At 39.8% G+C, this 727-nt stretch carries 1 protein-coding gene; it reads left to right on the top strand.

The window, feature by feature from the left end; translation table 11 throughout:
• Positions 1-486 precede the first annotated feature (486 nt).
• Positions 487-727, top strand: a 241-nt coding sequence (locus QZ311_RS12370; protein WP_297068531.1) for a hypothetical protein, incomplete at its 3' end; no start/stop codon positions are given.

The following is a 727-nucleotide window of genomic DNA, read 5'->3' as shown; positions in this document are numbered from 1 at the left end:
ACTGCGGGCTTCAGCCCTGCAGATAGTGCGAATGCTCTCTATGTATGTGTGGCAGCGCCACACTCTTTTATGTTGTAAAATAGTCAATACGAACTGTATTGTAATGTAAATTTTTAATTTGAATTATTCCAATTGAAGCCCATAAAATTGGTTTTTCTGTATTTCTTTCAATGAATCCTTTGTTAATACAAAAAAAATCGCTAAATTTGCAAATGGAATTGGGCATTATGTCCTTTTCCGCTACATTTCGGTTAAAAAGAGGCGTTATGTCTTCTTCTTGTATGTGAAAAGCCTAGGAAACTTTACTCACTGAAAACAAGAGAGGTCGTAATGGTCTTCACGCATATGCGTGGGGCTGTTATTCCCATATCTGTTTTCAAAGGTTTTCCTAGCACCTTCACATAGAGACGTGGGCATACAGTTCCACGCCTTTTGAAGGAACAAACTTTAATGCCAAGTTGGGACTGGGAGGCAATGTATTGTATTATGAGAAAGATTTTTGTCTCATGTTTGCTACTTTGTAGCACTTTTTCTTTTGCACAAAAAGAGACAGTGACAATCAAAACCGGAACCACGATTGAGGTGGAAGCTGCACAAACTGTTCAGGCTAAGAACGTTGAGGTAGGTGATATGGTTCGTTTCCGTGTCACAAGTCCTGTTATGGTTAATGGAAAAACCGCTATACCGGCAGGTTCTATGGTTGAGGCACGTGTAACAGAAGCCAAGA

The sequence above is a fragment of the uncultured Duncaniella sp. genome (assembly GCF_910578445.1).
In the GTDB taxonomy this organism is placed as follows: Bacteria; Bacteroidota; Bacteroidia; order Bacteroidales; family Muribaculaceae; genus Duncaniella.
The sequence above is the reverse complement of the archived record's forward strand: the minus strand, read 5'-3'. Positions and strand labels throughout refer to the sequence as shown.